Below are 18,638 nucleotides of genomic sequence, written 5' to 3' on the forward strand. Positions count from 1 at the left end.
TTTACTTTTTCATTAGGCTATTATACCATAAAATAGAGTATTTTCTGAAAAAAGTAGGAGAAAATCACGACAAACGTATGAAATATTCTACCATACAGAAAAAATAGTTTGAGAGGTTAGGAAAAATTTCAGCTTCAGCAGTTTCATAGTTGAGCCCTGTAAGACGCGAGTCACCTGACTTGTTTCAATGATGATACCGTTGTTGGATTTGTTAGAATTTTTCTGCTTAAACTGATAAATATTGAAATAGGGGAGTTGAAATTTTTTAATTTTTGGGGTTTGTTGCCTTTCAACTCATCTCTTAGATTTTCATACTCCTAATCTTCTCTTCATCTGGTGTGACGCGCAGGGTTTTCTGGCCCGTATAGGTGACAAATCCGGGTTTGCCACCGGTTGGTTTGTTGAGTTTTCTAGTCTCAATCATATCTACTTGAACCAGATTTGAGAGTCTGGCTTTGGAGAAGTAGGCTGCTAGCTCGGCAGCATCCGTCTTGACTTCATCGCTGGGCTGAAGATTGCCTGTGATGACCACATGGCTACCTGGAATATCCTTGGCGTGGAACCAAAGCTCGTCCTTCTTGGCTATCTTAAAAGTCAGCTCGTCATTTTGCAGGTTGTTGCGGCCAACCAGGATAATGGTTTGACCGTCAGTTGCCAAATATTTCTCTGGTTTCTGCCTTTTCTGGATTTTTTCTCTTTGGCGTCGGCGGATAAAGCCAGTCTGGATTAGCTCCTCCCGAATTTCCGCGATTTCAGTCAGGCTGGCCTGAGCAAGGGCTGTTTCCACGCTCTCTAGGTAGAGAATCGTAGTCCGTGTCTCCTCAATTAAGCTGGTCAGGTGTTTGACAGCTTCCTTGAGCTTCTGGTAGCGTTTAAAATAGCGCTGGGCATTTTGATTGGGGGTTAGGGCCTTGTCAAGCGAGATGATAATCTTCTCACCTGTGTAGTAATTGTCCAACTCCACCTGGTCCTGGTCGTTGGGCACCTGATGGAGAAAGGTGGTCAAGAGTTCACCTTTTTGACGGAATTCTTCTGCATTCTCCGTTGCTAGAAGCTCTTCCTCTTGCTTGCCTAGCTTTTTGCGGTTCTTTTCCAACTCATTTTCTACTCGGCGGATGAGCTCGCTGGCCTGCTGGTTGACCCGATCGCGCTCCGCCTTGTCCTTATAGAAAGTGTCTAAAAGCTCGGATAACGTGGACATTTGGGTCTTGCTGTCGGAAAATAGCAGAGCAGAGAAGGATTTTTCGGTCAGGCTTGGCTGAGTCGGACTGGCAAAGAAGGCTCGGAAAGTTTTGAGCTTGTCAGCTGTCAAACGGCCACTGAGTTCAGTAGCCGTATCCCGACCCAATCCCTGAAACATTTGCTGCAGGCGTTTGGGCTCTAAGTCCTCTGTCTGTAGGATTTGGAAGAGCTTTTCATCACCGATGGTGAAAGGATTAAGACTGCCCGTCTGAGGCGGTGCGACATAAGTTGAGCCCGGCAGGATAGTTCGATAGCTATTTTGGGAAAATCCGATATGTTTGATGGCTTCAATAATCTTACCGCTAGCCTTATCCAAGAGAATGATATTGCTGTGCTTGCCCATGATTTCGATGACCAGAGTCACAGCCACGCTATCGCCGATTTCGTTCTTATTGGAGACACTGATTTCCAAAATTCGGTCATTCTCAACTTGCTGAATCGCTTCAATGACAGCGCCTTGCAGGTATTTGCGCATAACCATGATAAAGGTATTGGGAACAGCTGGATTTTCAAAAGTAGTCTCTGTTAGCTGGACGCGCCCAAAGACTGAGTGGGCTGATAGGAGCAGTTTGTGGCTTTGGCGGTTGCTGCGAATCTGTAAAACCAGCTCCTGTTCAAAGGGCTGATTAATCTTCTGAATGCGGCCACCCAGCAATTCGCGGCGGAGCTCCTCTGTCATGTGGTGTAAAAAGAATCCGTCGAAAGACATGTTTTTCTCCTTGAAAGTTGCTACAGAAAATTATAACAAAAAACCAAGGTAAAAGCTTCTAAAGTCTCATCAAAAAGAAATTTATTTTTTGTCAATGATTATCAACATAACCAAAATCCGAACATTTTATAAAAGATTTCAAAAAAAGTCTTGACATCCTTTCAGGAAAAATTTACAATATAGGAAATTAGAAAAGTAGTAGATGAATTTGTTTTTAGCGAGCTTGTGGTTGGTGGAAACAAGCAGCAAATCTTTATGAAATTGGGCTAATTGATAAAAATGAATTTGAAACAATAAAAATTCGGTGCGCACACCTTACAGTGCAGCTTGTTTGATGACAAGACAGAGATATGGGGGAATACTAGCTATTTTTCCATAATTGAGGTGGCACCGCGATTTACGCCCTCACACAGAATATCTGTGTGAGGTTTTTTTGTTGCTTATTATAAAAAATAAGGAGAATTGCCCATGTTTAAACGATGGCGTCCCTAGGGATTGAATAGAAAAAATATAAAAGAGAGAAATGGAGAAAGAGCATGAAAAATAAACGTTTAATGACTATTTTAGGCCTTCTGGCCGTTTTGGCAATCGGTGGGATGGTCTATTCCAGCTTGAACAGCAAAAATAACACTTCTAATACTGGTGGTGAGAGTCAAACGGTCAAGGTCGGCGTGCTACAGTATGTCAGTCATCCTTCGCTGGATTTGATTTACAAGGGGATTCAGGATGGTTTGGCCGAGGAAGGCTATAAGGGAGACAAGGTTAAGATTGACTTTATGAATGCTGAGGGCGATCAGAGTAAGGTCTCTACCATGAGCAAGCAGCTAGTGGCCAATGACAACGATGTGCTGATTGGTATTGCGACTCCGTCTGCGCAAGGGCTGGCTGCGGCTACTAAGGATAAGCCAATCGTCATGGGAGCTATAACTGATCCAGTCGGAGCAAATCTAGTGAAAAATCTGGATAAGCCAGGTGGCAATATCACTGGTGTCTCTGACCACAATCCAGCCAAGCAACAGCTAGAGCTGATTAAAAAACTGACTCCAGACGTTAAGACTATCGGTGTGCTCTACTCTAGCAGTGAAGACAACTCTAAAACTCAGGTGGAAGAGTTCAAAAAATTGGCTGAAGAGGCGGGCTACACGGTAGAAGAATATTCTGTTCCTTCAACCAATGAAATTGCTTCAACCATGAATGTCATGACTGGCAAGGTTGATGCTATCTGGATTCCAATCGACAATACTATTGCGTCAGCTTTTGCGACAGTTGTGTCCAGCAATAAAGAAGCTAAGAAACCGATTTATCCAAGTGCGACAGCCATGGTAGAAGAAGGTGGCCTTGCATCTGTCGTTGTAGACCAGTATGACCTAGGTGTTGCGACAGGGAAAATGGCTGCTAAAGTCCTTAAAGGTGCCAAACCTGCTGACACTGCAGTGGATATTTTCGATACAGGTAAATCTGTTATCAATACCAAAAATGCCAAAGAACTTGGCATTACTGTACCAGAAGATGTTCTGAAAGATGCTGGCCAAGTTATTGAATAAGACTCAAAGAAGCTTTATCTAATTTAGATAGGGCTTCTTGTTTTAATAGTTTATTCGATGCTCGAAACCTTAGAGCAAATTAAATTATTTATTTCTGTGAAAGGTTCTGTAATTTTTGATCTCAGAAATCCAGATACATACCTACAGAAGAGTAAGTGTCTAGAGTTTTGAGGTACATAAAAAATAAAAAGTTGTTGAGTAGTCAACAGCTTTTTTGTGTTTTTGAGAGGTATATGTGTCAGATAATATTGAAATTATTATGAATATTGATTCGTTAGAAATTTTTGATGTTATAGATCTCGATAAGACTGGAGATGTAATTGATTGTATCCCTGAAGGAAATTCTGATGAGCACGTATCTCCTTACGATAACCTTGATAGAGTTTAATCCTGAATTGATGGGATATGTGTAGGAAGGAATAAAGCATGGAAACCGGTATTTGTAGGAGGTGTTGTTGTAATTGGATTACGCCATGCCTTGATGATGTTTGTGGCGCTTGCTGGTGGATGGATAGAAATAAGACACTGTGTAGTCATTGTTTTTATGGTTTTAATGATGAACCTTATCAGACGAAGGTTTACTATAGACCAGGTTATGACTTTCTTGAGAGAGATAGAGAATTCGCTTGGGAAACCTTGACAAATTCAAAAAGTCACTGGGTCTATGATATGGAACATGATGTATTGTGTGTAGTTGGTTTGGGAGACCACATTGGAGCAGTTCGATTCATTGTAAGAGAATTTTATGGACTTGACCGTATTTATCGTGATGAAATTCCTAAATGGCAGGAAATTATTGCTAATAACATGATTTTTCACAATGCAGCGGTGAATGAATCAGAACATTACGCTAGCTGCCTGCCTAGAAAGTATAGAAGTGAGGATTGATATGAATAACAAGGTTATTTTTAAGATACAGAACCTTCTTGAATTAGTTTATGATGCGCCAAATGACGAAGAAGGACAGACTGCTCTTCTTATGGCTCAAAGGCTAATGGTTAAGCATAATCTATCCATGAGCGACCTTGCAACTGCTAAACCTCAAAATAATATAGGCGAGACATTGGGCACATGGGAATATAGGCTTCCTTGGTGGCAAGAGAAATTAGCCGCTATTTTAGGGGCAAATTTCAGGTGTCGAACGATTAGGGAGCGGAAAAGAAAAGAGGGGATCACTCGGATTAAATTCTTCGGTTATCATTCTGATGCCGAACTTTGCAGTAAAGTGTATGAAGGGGCAATCTTATATTTAAAGTATAGATTAAAACGGCTTCTTCCTACCATTCCTAAAGCCCATTGGACAAATTATAAAAAGTCTTATCTGCTTGGATTTTTAGAAGGTCTTGACCAACGTTTCAAAGAGCAATCTCAATCATCGGAGGAATTCTCCCTGATGGTGCAGGTTCCAGCAGAAGTCTTGGAAGAGCAACGTCGTCGAATGGGAAATTTAAAAAGTAGAACTATTAACGTCAAAGTTAATGTTGATTGCGAGGCCTATATTGTTGGTCTTGAAGACGCAAAAGAAACAAGGTTACTATCGGAAGAATTACTCCAATTATAAAGCAGCTTCCCCTCATAAAGAAAGGATTACATATGAAACAACACCAAACCAATGCCTCAAGATTGACTAGAGACATAATGATTTTTGATTTGATGAATACAATGGGATGGACTAGAAGCCGTGCTATTGCAGCTATTGAAGAGTTAGAACAAACTCATCTTGTCTATTTTCCTGAAGCTGGTGGTCTGAGGTTACAAGTTGTGGGAGGATTCTAATGGCGGATATACATGTAGATCAATTAACTACCCAAAATTTTTATCAAATTCCTCAGATTTTCTTTACTAGAGTTGAAAAAATTTACGATAAAAAAGGAGGATTGCGATTTAAAACGAAACATACTAGCAGTTATGCAAGAATGTCTAATGATGCAAAAATAGCATATGGTGCTCTTTATAATCGTTGCATGTTGAGTATTCGCTCGTATCAAGAAGGAAAAATTGATTATGTGGATGAGAATGGTTCAGTTTTTCTGGTTTATACGGTCGAAGACTTAATGGATTTACTGGACAAATCAAAGGCTACGGTACAGAAAATCAAGAAGGAGTTAGCAGAAAATGGATTGTTAAGAGAAGTTAAGCAGGGATCTAATAAGCCAAATCGAATTTATCTACAAAATGTTGAGGCCAGTCGCGAAGTTCACGAAAAATACGAGGCTTTAAGAAAGAAAAAAGAACGAAAAGTTAAAGGTAAAGTAAAAATAGTATATGAATTTAATTTTCGTCATATTATGACATCGGACCATTTAGGCAATGTAATTTTCAAGGCAGAAACAAGTCTTCAAAATGATGATATGAATGGACAACTAAAAATTGACCGTCCAAATTTAGAAAGTGGACGGATAGGTTCTGACCGTCCGGACGGTCAGAATTTAAACAGAATAAATATAGAGAAGAGTAAGACAGATAATTTATACGATACTAATCGATACGAAGGCGAGTCATCTTTATCTGATTTATCAATCTCTGAAGCATTTAAAAATGGGCAACATGGTTTTCTTTCTACTCAACTAATTGAGAAACTCAGTTTGTTTGGAAGAGATGCAAAAATTCTTGAAAATAAAATCTATCAATCGAAACGCCAAGTTGAGAATGATTACAACAACCTCTTAGCTGATCAGAAAATTTATGGAGAAATTTGGCTGCAGGATCTTGAACGTGAGCTTGATAAATTGATTTTCAAAATCAAAACAGGAGAGACTGAAGGAAAACCAATCCAGAATGTCCCAGCATACTTTTATAAAATGATGATTCGTTTTTGGAAAATGGTTCTACTCATAGAAAAAGAACAGGGCTTCTTAGAGGTATCTGGACAAAGTGAGTACGCTAGAAAATTTCCTGATAAGTGTCCTAGTCTGATTGCATACTATTATCCAGATAAGCTTTCAGAGATAAAACTAAATCAATTTTTAGCTGAGTTGTCTAAGGACACAATAACCTGTTAAAAGAAAGAGAGTCGACTTTATGGGATTGTTTAATAACCAAGAGAGAATTAACAGAGTACAAGCTGAGAAGGCTACACCTTCCCAACCAGTTCAAGATATTGAAATGCTTGTAGAGTATTTTGATAAAACGGTTGACAGTATTTTCATCACTTTCAACCTGGAAAAACTACAAGAACTGGTAGCTAGTTCATTTGGAACAGGAGCAAGTATGAATTTTACATCAGCGACTCCGCCGTTTTCTATCAATCCTAGATGGGTGAAGAAGATAACCTACCGGACAAAATAAGGATAGGAGATTACCATGCTAGTAGATTGTCCAATGTGTGATACAGAGTTCGATTCTGCTGAGGAGTGCGGATTCTGTCCGTGTTGTGGAGAAGATTACGATTCTTTAGTAGGTGAAGACTGGAATTAGGATAGCTCCATATTTCTAAAATACTTGACCTGAGTAAGTCGTTAAACTGCTTATGTTCTTTGAAAATTGAATACACCCACTGTCCCGATTAGCGCAGTCTAAGCATAAAAAGAAGAATAGGGGCGGTGTGTAACTAGAAAGTATATCTAGTGCTGACTGCATCATGAAAAGTCACGGTTGACTTGTCCCGTAAGACGAAAGAGTTTGCGATTCCTAAACTATAAATCGTGCGTAAAAAACACAGTAGAGATGCTACGGCATCAACTCGGCATGGCTGTAAATCAGCCTTTGATTCAAATAAAGGAGGACAAGATGAATCAAATAAAATCAACTAGTGAGGTCACACTCACTGACTTAAGACGACTAGGTTTGCAAGGCGATGCAACTGCACGCCTCGTAAGTGGTGAAGAAGTTAAGTTAACCAGTAAGCATGGTTTAATTCCTAAAAAAGGTTATGTGGCAGGAAAACTTCAATCGGTTGAGATGGTTGCGGAATACTCAAAAATTTATAATGAAATCCGGACAATCAAACGTGGGGATCTTTTAGTTGCTAGACGAATCAAACAGGGAAATAAGACAATCTTGCAGCTAACTGGTAAAGGCTATCATCGACCTATCGTTAAAACTTAACAGATAGAGTCCTCATCTATCTGTTTTAGGGAGCAAGGAAATCTTTCTTTGTTGCTGAAAGCAGATAGGTGAAGTTATGAAAAGGGGAAAAAATGAGTATTATCCAACTAATATTTTCAGTCATTCTTCTAGTATCGGTTATTCTGGTCTATGTGACTTTTGCATTGATGCGAGTGTCCGGTGATATTTCACGAGAACTAGAAGACTATTCACATAAGCAATATTTTAAGTAATTATCAAAAAGGAGAACAAAATGGAAATCATGAATGAAGTTAAGAAAGTTGTGTTAGCTAGTGCTATTTTAACAGGAGCTGTTGGTGCAACTAATCAAGTTCTTGCGGAAGAGGTGAAACCTTTAGAGCCAATTTTGGGTAGCGAACAGCAGGGAACTAATCAAGAAGTAATAACAGCAGCTGATGTGGCTATTTCACAAGACCAAGTTGATAAGGCGGAGTCAGCTGTTAAATCCCAAGTGGAAATCACAAACGCAGCTCAAACAGAGGTGACTGTTGCCGAAAATGCAGTCAAGGACACTACAGTAGCGGTTACTCAGGCAGAGGAAGCTGTTAAGGAAGCTACTCCTGAAAATATCCAGCAGGCAAAAGCTAGTGTATCCGCAAAAGAGGGTGCTGAGAAGCAAGCTCAAGATGATTTGAAAACTGCGGAAGCTACACAAAAGCAAGCTGAAAAAAGTGTGACTGATCAGGAAGCGAAAGTTACCGAAGCTACAAGCAAGCTGGCTGACAAAGAGGGAGAAGTGACAGCTGCAGAGCAGGTCGTAGCTGAAAAGCAGGCTATTCTTGACGGAACAGGAGTTGCAGACGTTGTTGCCAAAGCTGAAACTGCCAAAAACAACTTAAAAGCCAGCAAAGAGGCAGTTTCACAGGCTCAAACAGAATTAACGGCTGCCAAACAAGCTGATGCTCGACGTGATTCCGAATTGAAAGAGGCGGAAAGCGAGGTAAGAGCTACAGAAGCAGATAAGCTGACGAAAGAACAGGCATTAGCTCAAGCAACGGCACAGGCGGATCAAACCGAAGCTCAGTATCAAGTTGCTAAAGAGAAGCTATCCAAGACTCAAAGTCTGCTGGATAGTTTGAAAACCAGCTCTATCACCTATCCTGCTGGATATGCTGAAGCTTTAAAAGCCTACTTCAACAATCCCACAGAAGAAAACTCAAACAAACTGCAAGAAATTGCTAAGAAAGGCATGATTGCTGCTGGATTTAGTTCGCCGGATGGCGGTAAGACTTATTATAGCAATCCAGCTTCTCCATTTAAACCAAGCGAAGCTGATAAGAAGGTGATGATTCCCGATGTCAATAATTTATCATCTGAGATTCAAGAAGCATTGGCTGCATTTAATGCACAATTGATCAATGATTTCCGCCGGTTGATGGGGACGGATGATATTCCAGTTCTGGTGAATCGAGATATGCAAAAAGTCGCTCAGAAAGCGACTCAGCTGTCCACTAATCAATACGGACATGATCAGGATGCTTTAAATACTGCCGCTAAAGAAGTCGGACTGGTTCAAGGGAACCAAGGTTTGCTCTCGGAGAATATTGGGTATCAAAGTCCGAGTGATGTAGTGACACTAGCTGATCTGAAACAACAAGCTTACAATAATCTGGTTATGATGATGTTTTACGATAAGCATGCTGATTGGGGTCATGCACTAAACTTTTCAGGACTGGATCGGGAGTCGGTCATGTTGCAGTATATCGGTGTGTCAACTCGGAAGTTGGATCGTGGGTTAGTAGCTATGCACTATGTGGGTACAGATGCCAAAACTATTGATTTGCTGAAAAATCGTCTGCATCAGGATGTTAAGATTGACACGAAGAACAACGTGGCTAGCATCGAGGATCAAATTAAAGCTGCTCAAAAGTCTCTAGCACAAGCGCAGACAAGCTTTACTGCTGCAAAGGGTGCTAATGAGGCAACACAATCTAAAAAGGCACAAGCTCAGTTAGCCTATGAAGAGGCAAAATTTACCGCTGAAAAAGCAGTGGCTCAGCGTGCTGCTATTCAAAACACAGCCTTAAAAACACCTGAAGCGGAAGCAAAATTAGCTCAGGCAGAAGTAGAACTGGCAAAAGCTGACTCAGAAAATAAGAATGCTCAAGCAGCGTTGGCTCAACTGAATGCGGATGTTCAGACTAAACGGAAAGTACTTGAGTCAGCAAAAGAAAAGTTGGTCGAAAAACAAGCTGAACGGAAAACATTGAATGAAGCTCTAATGGCTGAAAAAACGATATTAGCAACGAAACAAGCTGAACTTGTTAGAACGAAAGAAGTCGTTACCAATCATCAAAAAGCACTCGAAAAAGCTCAAAAGGAGTTGAAAGCATCAAAAGAACGGGTAGAAATCTTGCAAAATGCACCTGAAATTTTAGAAAAGGCAAAAACAGCCCTTGCGAGTGCTCAAGAAGTACTGAATGAAAAGAAATCAGTGCTTGAAGTAGCACAAGCCAAACTAGAAACTGCAAAAGCAGTTCAAAGCAAAGTAGTTGCAGCTCACAAAGAGTTGGTATCTGCTTATCGTGCTTATTTAGCAGCGCAAAAAGAAGCTGAGCACCAAGAAAAGTTAGCCGCTCAAAAAGCAAGTATTGAGCAGGCTGGAGGAAATCCGGTTCCAGTAGTTCAAAACGGCAAGATTGTGAAGTATGTGCAAAAACAAGCCAATAATCAGACAGCGAAAGTTACTAATCCGGTTTATCAAGCTCCTGCTGTGTCCAGATCAACTGGCTTGCCTAAAACAGGTGAAGAACTTTCAAGCCTCGGGCTGTTTGGAGTAATAACCATTTCTCTTTTGAGTTTCTTGCGAATCAAACGAAAATCTGAGGTAAATTAATTCGGCTAAAGTCATCAAGATTTCTTGGTGGCTTTTTAATTGGAGGTGTCAGATTGTTTTTAAAGAATTTGTTGAAAAAGTCTGATGGTGTGTTTGTTAAAGCAGATAAATATCAGGATCAGATAAAGATGGAAAAGCGATTGAAATTTTTAATTGGAAAGAGGAAGAAATGAAAATTGTACATTTTAGGGCGAGAGCCCCTTCGAATTATATCGAAAATAAATAAGAATACTATATTAAAAACTAAAGGAGAAATCATGAAATCAAATCTTGATACAAAGGCCTACGGGTCTATCAGAAAAACAAAACGTTGGGGAACCTGTGGTGTGATTCTTGGCTTAGCTGCCCTGATGGGAACTGCTCAGATTGCGCAGGCAGATGAGGTGACAGATGCAACATCGGTAGCCGTTGCCAATACCGCTTCTAACTTGAAAGACTCACAGCCTGCGCCAACAGCTGAAAATCAAGCTGCTATCCAGCAGGCAAATCAAGCAGAAGGTTCTGTTTCCTTGTCTAACAACACAGAAACTCTTGAGGAGGCAGTAGCTAAAGCTCAAGCAGAAGGTGTCAACGTGGTAAAAGATGCCACAGTGGATAAAGGAGTAACAACGAATCTTGAAGCGACGCAGCAAGCTCAATCTGAAATTGCAGCAGCTCAAAACGAGCAGAAGAAGCAGATTGATCAAACGACTTCTGACTATGTGAGTCAAAAAAAGGAACAAAAACAGGTAGCTGATACAGCTATTGCTAATAATAAGGTAATCAGAGCTGAGAACCAAGCACTTCAGGCTGCCTATGAGCAAGCGAATGATGCAGCTGAAAAGACTCAGGAAGAGTTAAAGAAGAGCAAGGAAGCGGTGAAGAAGGAATTCCCAGATGATAAAATCACCGAAACAACGAAAAACATTACGGTAGATCCAAATTCCAAGGCCTCTTATGATCAGTACAAGCAGACCGTGCTTTCTGTCCAAAAATCCAATCAACAAGCTATTTTGGACCATGCTTCTAAGGTGAAGAAGAATGCTCAAGATCTTGCCGAACGCAACCAGAAAGCAAAAGACAAAGTGGATGCGGAAAACAAAGTGATTGAAACCGAAAATAAAAAAATCATAGATGATCAGAAACGCTATGAAAAGGAATTAGCTGAAGCTGAGAAAAATAAGGTAAAGGATGGCTACGCTACTGAAGTAATCAAAAAATTCTTGATTTTTGGCCGTGAAAACACGAAGAATGCTAAACTTGTGAGTGTTAAAGGGGCAGAGTTTGTTTCTCAGAAGAAATACTGGGAACAGGTTGATGCAAAAGGCGGTAATGTCTTTAATGTGATTGGTACTAATTGGGATAATTTGGTTACTAATGATGCCAAAGAAGCGACTTCAGCAACCAGCGGCAGTATCTTGGGCCGTCTTGCTGTAGGGCAGACAGCAGTTGCTCGATATGAGGGATTGGATGCTTCTTATGATGGTAAAAAAATTGTAGCCGCCGAATTCCAATATACGGCTAAAAAGGCTAATAGCCAATATGGAAAGATCAATCTGAATTTCGAGGGAAATCCTACATCGACAATTCTTGCCGGAACGCTGGCAGGTAAGGAAGGTTATGAGCTTGACGTAGAGGTTCGATATTTTGGGGAAGATGGAAAGGAAATTCTTCCAGTAAAAGGGAAACCATTCCTTTATTCAGTTGCTTCTATGAATTCTTATGGTGAAGGAACATCACACGTTGAATATGCTCGTATTTCTTCTGATGACAAGTTCATTCCAATTAACGGATCTAAGGTGAATCGCTATGGTGATTTGGTTTATTCTAAAGCCAATTTGGAAGATCTGGATTCTTTAGGTTTGGATAAGCCGTGGGATCGTGAAGATAGTCCGTATGCTTACAAAGGAGCTGGTATTGTTTCGACAGATAAACGAATTAAATTTAGTTTCGGTGTTGAAACTAATGGTCAAGAAAGTGGAATTGTTTCGCAGTGGTTTGCTTTTAATACTGATTTTAAGAGTACATCTGTTACTCCTCCGAGCCCAAATAAGGTTAAACCTCTTAAACCATTTACTCCGGAAACTTTAAAACCTTCTGAGTTGAGTTTGCAGTCGGTAGCTTTGCCTCCTAAGCCACAACCTAAACCGGAAGAAAAGGTTCCAGGAAAGCCACAGCCGCCAACGGTACATTACAACGACTATAAGCTTTCCGCACAGCCACAGATTAAAAAATCTGTCCAGAATGCGGATGGTGTGGATGTTGATGGGAAATATGTGGCTAAAAATAGTCTGAATAAATGGATTCTTAACGTAGAAGCTCTTCCTGCTGGTCGCCCTAAGACGACTAGTCTAATGGCAGTTGATCCAACTCCAAGTGGCTTTAAACCTGAAGTCGATCTGATCAAGAAGGACAATCCAAATTGGGAGATTGCTTTTGATCAAAACAATAAACTCACCCTTAAAGCAACAGAAACTTTGCTGAAGGCGGTTAATGGGGATCTAAGCAAGGCTTATAAGATTGCTCCATTCGTTTACTGGGGAAGGCCGCAAAATGATGCGGCTGACTATGTAAACGGCTTTGAGCTGGTAGTAAATGGCGGCAAGGATAAGGGCGGTTATACTCGCAAGAGTAATATCGTGAAAATCTCAACTCCAGGGAAAAAGAATCCAGATCCGACTAAGCCAAATACTCCTAAGGATCCAAACCGTACCGCAATTCAACCTGAAAAGCATAATTATAATGCCGAAGGTAAAATCGTAGATGGAAAGGCTATGGCTCCTGAAGCGACCAATCACTATGTCTCTAAAATGACTAACCTTCCATACAAGGGAGATCAATCAGCTAAGGAAGCGATTCAACGTGGCTTTGGCTTCATTGAGGATTATCCGGACGAGGCGGTAAATCCTCTGGAAAGCCAATTCAAAGTTCGGGATGCAGAAGGCAAGGAAGTCAATGGACTCAAGATGTACCATGTGCTTTCGAAAGATTCTTTGACTGGTTCACTGAAGAAGATGGTAGAAGATTCTGGGATTTCTCCAACAGGAGCTTTCTATATGTGGGTGGCTGAGAAGCCATCTGAATTCTATCAGGCCTATATCCAGAAAGGGATGGATCTTTACTTCCATACTCCTATGAAAAACAAGGCTGGATTTACAGGTGAGTACAAAAACCAGGTGCATCAGATCCAGTTCGGAAATGGTTACTACTCGAATATCGTGAAGAACCATGTTTCTATTCCAAAACCAGACAAGGTTAATAAGGATAAGGCTGGTACGGTGATCAATGGCAAGACCTTGACTCCAGACACCGTTAACTACTATGAAGTGAAGCTGGACTATTCTAAATATAAGGGAATTGAGCCGGATAAGTCCTTTATCAAAAAAGGTTTCTTTGGGGTGGATGACTTCCCAGAAGAAGCACTGGACATTGATCAGTCAGGAATTCAGATGCTGGATGAAGACGGAAAAGAAGTTAAAGGACTTTCTTCTAAGATCTACTCTAGCCTGGCAGAAGCCCCAGAAGAGGTTCAAAAAGCATTTAAAGCTAAGAACAAATCTCCGAAGGGTGCCATTCAAGTCTTTAGCGCAGATGATCCGGAAGCTTTCTTTGAATCTTATGTTAAGACTGGAAAGGTCATTACCTTACGAGTTCCAATGAAGATCAAGAAAGAGTTTGCGGAAAAAGGTGGCGAGTATCAGAATACAGCTTATCAGATTGATTTTGGTCAGCTGTATGAAACGCCAACAGTCATTAACCAGGTTCCAAAACCAAATCCAGAACCAAAACCGGAACCAAAAACTCCTGAAGGTCGTCCTCAACAACCAATTGTTACGACAGAACGGAGCTTGCCAGCAACAGGGGAACACGCTTCTGCAGAATTGCTGCTGGCTGGTTTGGCAATGGCTGGTGCTGCTGGCTTAGTCTATGGCAAACGTAAGAAAAAAGAGGCTTAGAAAGCTTTAAGCTCCTTTAAATTAATCTATTTTTATGGTATAATAACGGTAAATCGTGAAGGAGAAGCATTATGAAATTTGGGAGTGATTTTTCTTGGTTATGGGTAGCCATCATTAGAATATTTACGGCTCCTTTATATATCGTACTGTGGTGTATAAATTTCATAAAATCAGTCTTTGGGGTTATTGTTCTTTGGATAGTAGGTAAATGCTGCGTTGGATTAACTCTGCTTTTACCTTTCTGGCTCTTGATTGATGTCTTACACTGGGTCAGTCCTTCAGTAGGAGATGATATTTTCCGGTGGTATGGAATTCATGTTATGGGCTTTGTTCAACGTGCTTGGATTAATGGTGCAGTTCGTGAATTTCCAATTCCTGCAGGTGGAACTAATTTCTTACCTTATCCAGGTATCGAAGTTCCAATTATGATTATTCTGGCTCTTCTTGTAGCGACTCTTCGAACGATTTATCGTGAGGAATTTGATTAACTTTAAAAATAGAAAAGAATTGTGTTAAGCGCTGTAGAATTTCTACAGTGCTTTTTGTTTTGAAAAATAGAAAATACATGAGGTAAAATAAAAATGGAAATTATTACAAAAATTATTACTGGTCTAGGCGTAGTCGGAACAATTACAGGTCTTATTTGGATCTGGAATGGTTCAGTTGACTACATTCAAGGGAGAAAGAATAAAGACAAGCAACGTCAAGATGATGGCGCTGATTCTATGACGAATGGTACATTCTTGGCCGTTATTTCTGTAGGGATTGCGGCCGCAATTGTTGCAACCTTGTCTCAGTTAAAATTTTAGGAGTGGCCTATGAATTTAAACATCGGAGAGCTAACTAGTTCTCTTGCCAATTACAGTTCTGGTACTAACCAAGCTGTAACTTTGATGGCTGATGCTGTCCGACCTATTGGGTATATCCTTTTAGGTCTTTTTTTCTGGTTTGAAATGGCATCTTGGTCACAAATGGTAAAGACAAGAGGCGGTGCTCTGACTCAAAAGATTTGGTTAGAAGCCTTGATGAAGTATCTATTTGCTTTAATCTTGATTGCAGCCTCATCGCAGATATGTGATGCCATTCTGGAGTTGCTTAATATTGTAGTAAAGGTGATTGCTCATGTAGTGCCCTCACAACTTGATAAATATCAATATGCACAAGGAGCTGTCAAAGGCTGGTTTGAAAAAATGATTTTTGGGCTAGTTGGTGGTTTAACTGAATTTATTGCCAATATTACGCTTGGAATTATCATCTTTTTGCGGTATTTAGATTTATATATGCTCAAAGCCTTGGCACCATTATTAGTAGCGTTCTTTATGATGGATTCTTTACGCTCTGTTACGATTAACTTCCTGAAATATTTTGCGGCTTCTGCCTTTATTGGAGTTGTTCTAATTGTAGTATCTGTTGTATATAATAGTTTAGTTACTACAGATATGTTAAAAGTTGCTTCAGGAGCTAGCGGAAGTTGGGGGACTGCCTTCTCATCAATTGCCAAAGGGGTTATATATATTTTTGCGATTGTCGGAAGTAGTCGAAAAGCCAAACAGCTTTTAGGCGTGTAGGATATGTTGGGTATGTAAATGGTATGACTTTTTTGATGGAAAGGAAAATAGTTGAAAAAAATTGGCTCAGAATTTTTAAGAGAATTTGAAACAGAAGATAGACCAATTCTATTCGGTCTAACCGCTAGAATGATGGTCTTCTATTTGTGTTTAGTAATAGCTGTCGCAGGAACAGTTGCTATATATTTTCTTGGTTTACCTGATTGGTACATTTATCTTTGGGATGCTCTATTTGTGGTTCCTGGGGCAATGTACGGTATGGGAATGACCAAGCGGATGCGGATTAAAGAAAAAATCAATTTCTTTTTCCGAATTCAGACTCGAAACTACGAAACTAACTTTGGAAAGGTAGGAAGTTATACAAAAGATGAGTTTATTCAAAAGCAAAAGAGAAAAACTAGAAATCGCGGAAAAGAAAAAAATTGAACGCTTGCGCCGTCAAATGAAACCGACCACGCAAAATACGCTCAATTATACTACGCTGCATGAAGACGGACTGATGCACATTGCCCGTGAGAAGTATTCTCGCAGCTTTAAGCTGGGAGATGCCTCTTACTCGACAGCTCAACAAGATGAAAAAGAGGGAATCATCGATACAACGATGGATGCTCTTAATTCTCTGGATGAAGGCAGTAACTATCAGCTCTTAGTCATTAATCGCCGAGTGTCTGACAATTCCTTACAGAATATCTTGTTTGAAGAAACGAACGATGGATTTGACGATTATCGTGAAGAGCTGAACGAGATGATTAAGGAACGGTTTACGACGCACGCAAATAATTTTGAGGTGCATAAGTATGTGACCATTTCAACGAATGCTGATGACCGTAAGCAAGCTCAGCTTCTCTTGCAGGATATTGGGGTTTCCCTAGCTACTCAGTTCCAGGAAGCAGATATTACATTTAGGGAGATGGGGGGCTTAGATAGACTGAAAGTCTTTTCTGAACTATTACGAGATAATCCGTATGTCAATTTTGACTACAAAGAAATTGCTCTATCAGGTTTATCTACCAAGTCTTTTATCGCTCCGCATAGAATTGAATTTCAGGAAAAACGGATGGTGATCGATGGTCGATGGTGCAAGGTGCTCTATGCACGCCGCTATCCTAACTGGATGTCTGATCGTCTCATTCGGGATTTGACAACACTTGGGCTGGAGCTGGCTATTACGATCCATGCAGAGCCGTATGAAAATGTAGAAATCTTAGGGAAGATTGATGATGCGGAAACAGATGCAGAAATCGGGAAACTTCGCTCTAAGCGGAAAGCTGCTCAATCCGGTATCTTTGATGATGCGGTGGTTGCAGGTCGTGACCAAGAAATCTCAGAAGCTACTAAGAAGTGGCGAGATGAGATTACTGAATATGATCAGAAAATCTTCTCTGGCTTGATTGCAGTCTACTTCAAGGCGGATAGCCTAGAAGAGCTGGAACGTAACGAACAGAAAATCAAACGAGCTGGCCGGAAACTTGGTGTGGAGTTTGAAGATCTCTATTATTACCAGGAAGAGGCTTTGAATACGATTTTGCCTATTGGGGAGTGCTTCCTGAACGTGAAGAAAAACTTCATGAGGAAGATGACAACCGCTAACATAGCGACGCAGGTACCCTTTACTAACGTAGACTTGAAATCTGATAGTCCTCTAGCCCGTTATTATGGGCAAAATCAGTTGTCCAATAATATCATAACATTGGATCGGAAACGGGATCTGAATACAGGTTCTGGTGTTGTATTAGGTTCTTCTGGATCTGGTAAATCCACTACAATCAAGGGGGGAGAAGTCATTCCAACTTTGTTAAAATATCCAGAGGATCGGGTAATTATCGTAGACCCAGAAGATGAATACTCGGATATTGGCCGAGCTTTCGGCGCTCAGATGGTTGATATAGCAGTCGGTTCCAAAACGCATATCAATCTGTTGGATCTGCCAGATCTGGATCGGCTGGCTGAGGAAGATGATGATCCAATCGGGGACAAAGCGAACTTGCTGATGGGCTTGTTTGAATCCATTCTATCTGAGGTGACAGATGCCCAGATTGGGATTATTGACCGGGTAACTGGCTTGACCTATGAGCGCTATTTGACTGATGATTATACGCCAACGTTAAAAGAGTGGCACCAGGTCTTGAAGGAGCAGACGGAGGAAGAAGCTCAGGATCTAGCTCTTGCAGTAGAAACCTATACAACTGGTTCTCAAGACATTTTTGCTCATCATACTAACGTGGATCTCAATCATCGCTTTGTTATCTTTAACCTGAAGAAATTGTCACATAAACTAAAACCGTTCGCATTGATGGTTATTCAGGATTACATTTGGAATCAGATTGTAGAAAATCAAGGGAAACGTACCACTTGGGTTTACTTTGATGAAATGCAAATCCTATTTAAAAACAAGGCACAAGCAGATTTCTTTACTACATTGTATTCACGGATTCGGAAATACGGTGCGATTCCAACTGGCATTACTCAGAACGTGGAAACGCTAGCCGCTGTTGAAGAAGGACGTAAGCTACTGTCCAACAGCGAGTTCATGATTTTGCTTAAGCAAAAGCCACAAGATTTGGCGGTCTTGAAAGAAATTGTCAATCTGACAGATAAGCAAATTCGCTATTTGGCTCGCCCTAAAGCTAAAGGAACGGGGTTAATTGTGGCCGGGCCGATTGTAGTACCGTTTGAAAACCCAATTCCTAAGCATAGCAAGCTCTATGATTTAGTCGCAACGGACGCTTAGGAGGC

17 protein-coding genes and 1 other annotated feature are annotated in these 18,638 nt (G+C 40.6%); of the genes, 16 read left to right on the plus strand and 1 reads right to left on the minus strand.

The genetic code is table 11. The features are described 5' to 3' along the window. Positions 1-301: 301 nt before the first annotated feature. A complete protein-coding gene (fbpA, locus tag AC5FEC_RS00600) occupies positions 302-1,951 on the minus strand; it encodes an Rqc2 family fibronectin-binding protein FbpA (RefSeq protein ID WP_493660944.1) in 1,650 nt (549 codons plus the stop codon). A 172-nt stretch (positions 1,952-2,123) separates the two neighbouring features. Next, positions 2,124-2,361, plus strand: a binding site (T-box leader). 126 nt (positions 2,362-2,487) lie between these two features. On the opposite strand from fbpA, the gene trpX reads away from it, so the two are divergent. From trpX to AC5FEC_RS00680, 16 genes are all read left to right on the plus strand, one after another. Then, on the plus strand, positions 2,488-3,495 hold the full coding sequence (gene trpX / locus AC5FEC_RS00605; RefSeq protein ID WP_493660945.1) for a tryptophan ABC transporter substrate-binding protein: 1,008 nt from the start codon (positions 2,488-2,490) through the stop codon (positions 3,493-3,495). 235 nt (positions 3,496-3,730) lie between these two features. Continuing rightward, positions 3,731-3,883 carry a hypothetical protein gene (locus tag AC5FEC_RS00610; protein WP_493660978.1) on the plus strand — a complete coding sequence of 51 codons (153 nt, stop codon included), beginning with the start codon at positions 3,731-3,733 and terminating at the stop codon, positions 3,881-3,883. A 38-nt stretch (positions 3,884-3,921) separates the two neighbouring features. Then, a complete protein-coding gene (locus AC5FEC_RS00615; protein WP_493660946.1) occupies positions 3,922-4,383 on the plus strand; it encodes a hypothetical protein in 462 nt (153 codons plus the stop codon). Between the two features lies 1 nt (position 4,384). After that, positions 4,385-5,056, plus strand: a complete 672-nt coding sequence (locus tag AC5FEC_RS00620) for a DUF2786 domain-containing protein (RefSeq protein ID WP_493660947.1) — start codon at positions 4,385-4,387, stop codon at positions 5,054-5,056. Positions 5,057-5,088: 32 nt separating this feature from the next. Beyond that, positions 5,089-5,271, plus strand: a complete 183-nt coding sequence (locus AC5FEC_RS00625) for a hypothetical protein (protein WP_061910149.1) — start codon at positions 5,089-5,091, stop codon at positions 5,269-5,271. Then, on the plus strand, positions 5,271-6,497 hold the full coding sequence (locus AC5FEC_RS00630; RefSeq protein WP_493660948.1) for a replication initiator protein A: 1,227 nt from the start codon (positions 5,271-5,273) through the stop codon (positions 6,495-6,497). Before AC5FEC_RS00625 ends, AC5FEC_RS00630 begins: the two co-directional genes overlap by 1 nt. Before the next feature lie 19 nt (positions 6,498-6,516). Next, on the plus strand, positions 6,517-6,783 hold the full coding sequence (locus tag AC5FEC_RS00635) for a thiopurine S-methyltransferase (RefSeq protein WP_493660949.1): 267 nt from the start codon (positions 6,517-6,519) through the stop codon (positions 6,781-6,783). A 441-nt stretch (positions 6,784-7,224) separates the two neighbouring features. Then, complete coding sequence (locus AC5FEC_RS00640; protein ID WP_493660950.1) at positions 7,225-7,542, plus strand: hypothetical protein; 318 nt, start codon at positions 7,225-7,227, stop codon at positions 7,540-7,542. Positions 7,543-7,634: 92 nt separating this feature from the next. Further along, complete coding sequence (locus tag AC5FEC_RS00645; RefSeq protein ID WP_493660951.1) at positions 7,635-7,775, plus strand: hypothetical protein; 141 nt, start codon at positions 7,635-7,637, stop codon at positions 7,773-7,775. 20 nt (positions 7,776-7,795) lie between these two features. Then, complete coding sequence (locus AC5FEC_RS00650) at positions 7,796-10,399, plus strand: SEC10/PgrA surface exclusion domain-containing protein (protein ID WP_493660952.1); 2,604 nt, start codon at positions 7,796-7,798, stop codon at positions 10,397-10,399. A 257-nt stretch (positions 10,400-10,656) separates the two neighbouring features. Beyond that, on the plus strand, positions 10,657-14,334 hold the full coding sequence (locus AC5FEC_RS00655; RefSeq protein WP_493660953.1) for an SspB-related isopeptide-forming adhesin: 3,678 nt from the start codon (positions 10,657-10,659) through the stop codon (positions 14,332-14,334). A 71-nt stretch (positions 14,335-14,405) separates the two neighbouring features. Next, a complete protein-coding gene (locus tag AC5FEC_RS00660; RefSeq protein WP_493660954.1) occupies positions 14,406-14,822 on the plus strand; it encodes a hypothetical protein in 417 nt (138 codons plus the stop codon). Positions 14,823-14,915: 93 nt separating this feature from the next. Next, on the plus strand, positions 14,916-15,143 hold the full coding sequence (locus AC5FEC_RS00665; protein WP_493660955.1) for a hypothetical protein: 228 nt from the start codon (positions 14,916-14,918) through the stop codon (positions 15,141-15,143). A 9-nt stretch (positions 15,144-15,152) separates the two neighbouring features. Further along, a complete protein-coding gene (locus AC5FEC_RS00670; protein WP_493660956.1) occupies positions 15,153-15,902 on the plus strand; it encodes a conjugal transfer protein TrbL in 750 nt (249 codons plus the stop codon). Between the two features lie 51 nt (positions 15,903-15,953). Further along, positions 15,954-16,328, plus strand: a complete 375-nt coding sequence (locus AC5FEC_RS00675) for a hypothetical protein (protein ID WP_493660957.1) — start codon at positions 15,954-15,956, stop codon at positions 16,326-16,328. Beyond that, positions 16,270-18,633: a VirB4-like conjugal transfer ATPase, CD1110 family gene (locus AC5FEC_RS00680; protein ID WP_493660958.1), complete on the plus strand. Its 2,364-nt coding sequence runs from the start codon at positions 16,270-16,272 to the stop codon at positions 18,631-18,633. Before AC5FEC_RS00675 ends, AC5FEC_RS00680 begins: the two co-directional genes overlap by 59 nt. The last annotated feature ends 5 nt before the right edge of the window (positions 18,634-18,638 follow it).

It is taken from the genome of Streptococcus sp. STC1396, assembly GCF_058933875.1.